Source organism: Aequorivita soesokkakensis, from assembly GCF_001641085.1.
Classification (GTDB): Bacteria; Bacteroidota; Bacteroidia; order Flavobacteriales; family Flavobacteriaceae; genus Aequorivita; species Aequorivita soesokkakensis.
Window position 1 is genome coordinate 1 of the sequence record NZ_LXIE01000043.1, and the last position, 2766, is coordinate 2766.

The window sequence follows — 2766 nt, forward strand, 5'->3', positions numbered from 1 at the left end:
CTGTAGTATTATCGCTACAATGGAAGCGCAATTTATTCAACCTAACACTTCTATTTATAGTTCAAGGAGTTTAGGTGTTGAAAACAGACAAGAGCCTACGGTTTCTTTAGAACAATTATTGTTAAGAATTAACAGTAATGAAAACCAAGCTGGCTTAGATTTACAACAATTTACTGCTGCTGAAAGACAAGTATTGAGTGCTTATTTTAGAGGGCAGAACGGTGGAAACAGAGCTCCACAAGCAACTCTTCTTACAGAAGGATTTGATGACATCACCACTTTGCCTGGAGCTGGTTATAGCTTTGTGAATGTAAGTGATGCCGTTGGCCTTACTGATTGGTTTCAAGGAAATGAAACGGTTTTCCCAGCACAGTCTGGAGGACCAACTTCATATATAGGAGCCAATTTCAACAACACTGGGGGGACAATCATTAATAACTTTATGATTACACCAATACTCAACTTAGAGAATGGTGATGAGATTACTTTTTGGACAAGGTCTCCAGATGCAAGTACTTTCCCTGATAGATTAGAAGTTCGTATTGACCCTACAGGTGCCAATACAGACCCTAGTGGGCCTGCAAGTGTTGGTTCTTATACTGAATTATTGCTTGAAATTAACCCAACTTTAGTGGTTGGAGGTTATCCGGATGTATGGACTGAGTTTACCGCCACTGTAACTGGTCTTGCCGGAGCTGTAGATACAAGAGTTGCTTTTAGATATTGGGTTACCGATGCGGGGCCTTTCGGGAACAACTCGGATTATATAGGTATAGATACTCTTACAATTGAAGAAGGAGCCGGAGGTGGCGGAGGCGGTGTCTCTATTGTATATGCAAAGGATGGTGGTTTTTGTACTAGTGGAGATTTTGGTTCTTTCCCTGTAGATGGACCTTACACAATTGCTCCTGGTAATAATGTGCCTTCAGCTGTTTTTGCTGGAGATTTTGATGGATCAGGCACTTTATTTGGCCTTAACAATGATAATGTTTCATTGGTTTCAATAGATACTGCAACAGGTGCTGAAACAGTTATAGGGCCTTTAACAAATTTAGCCACAGGAGATACTCCTACTGGCTTAGCGTGGAATGAGGCAAATGGAACAATGTATGCTTCAAGTTTTGGAGGAGGTTCTGGAACAAATATCTATACTGTAGATCTTACAACAGGAACTTTAACTCTTATTGGTGCGGCTTCAAATCCTTCAGGAATATGGTTAGCTATTGATAATAGTGGAAATGCTTTTATGGCAGATCTTGATGATAATTTATATTCAGTAGATCTTACAACAGCAACTTCTTCATTGGTTGGTGCGTTAGGTATTGCAATTAACTTTGCACAAGATGCAGATTTTGACCCAGCAACAGGAATTTTGTACATGGGTGCATATGTTGGAGGTGGAGTTAATCAGTTCTGTTCTGTAGATACAACAACAGGAGCTGTAACTCAATTAGGAACTGTAAATGCAGACTGTGCTGAATTGACTATTGTTGCTATTGAAGGCGATGGTGGTACCGGCGGTGGTTGTTCTATAGTTAGTGACTGTAACTTGAGTGATGTTACACCAGATGATGCAACTAGCCCAGATGTTTGGGACAGACCGTTTGCTGATGGTACTTGCTGTTCTGGATTAGGTCCTGTTTCTTATGATGTTTACGGTCCATTTACTGTAGATGTTACTGGACTTTATACTATAGATAGTGATCAAGACGGAGGCAACTGGGATGGTTATATCTTTTTATACGAAACCTGTTTTGACCCACTAGACCAAACTACTAATTTTGTAGCTGGAGATGATGATGGACCAGGAGGTATTGGAACATCACAGATTTTGGATATTAACCTTACTGTAGGTACTGAATATTATTTGATTACTACTGGATTTGCCGCTGGTGACTTTGGTGCTTTTACAAATACAATTACAGGTGTTGGTACAGCTAGCTGTGGCGGTCCTGTTGTTACTTATGACGATTGTTCCGGTGCCATAGCTTTGGCTTGCGGGGACAGTGTTACGGGCGAGACGTTGACGGCTACGGATTCTGGCGGGAACGCCGCTCCGGACGTTTTCTATAAGTTCACGGGTACTGGTACGCCACAATTGGTTACCATTTCCCTTTGTGCTGCTACGGACTATGATTCATTGCTCCGCGTTTTTGATGACTGCGACCTTCTGAACGAGCTTGCGGTGAACGATGATTTCTGCGGCCTGCAGAGCGAGGTTACCTTCCAGTCGGACGGTACCTCCACCTATTACATAATGGTCGAGGGCTTCGGCAGCAATGCCGGTAACTTCAGCCTTGACGTTACGTGTATGGACCCCTTGCCCAACGATGGCTGCGAGGGCGCTATCGCTGTTAGCTGCGGTGATTCCGTTTCCGGTTCCACCGTTGGCGCTACAATAGATACCGCGCCTACCTGCGGCACTCCCATCACTTCGCCAGGTGTCTGGTACACCTTGGACGATAACAGTGGCCTTCCGGGCGACATTACCCTTTCATTGTGCAACGGCACGGACTTCGATTCCAAGATCTCCGTTTACAGCGGAAGCTGCGCTGCGCTTGTATGTGTTGATGGGAATGATGATTCCTGTGGCCTTCAGAGCGAGATCTCGTTCGCCAGCGACGGGAACACCAAGTACTATATCCTGATCCACAGCTTTGGCGGTGCGACCGGCAACTTCACCCTTGACGTTACCTGTACGCCTACGCCTCCGCCGAACGATATGATCGTGAACTCTATCGACGTGGACGAGATAGGCTTCCCTTA

Annotated in this window: 1 protein-coding gene; it reads left to right on the top strand. The window is 44.5% G+C overall.

Translation table 11 applies throughout. From position 1 onward, the window contains the following. The coding region (locus A7A78_RS15150; RefSeq protein WP_068762702.1) for a choice-of-anchor J domain-containing protein at positions 1 to 2766 on the top strand (2766 nt) is incomplete at both ends.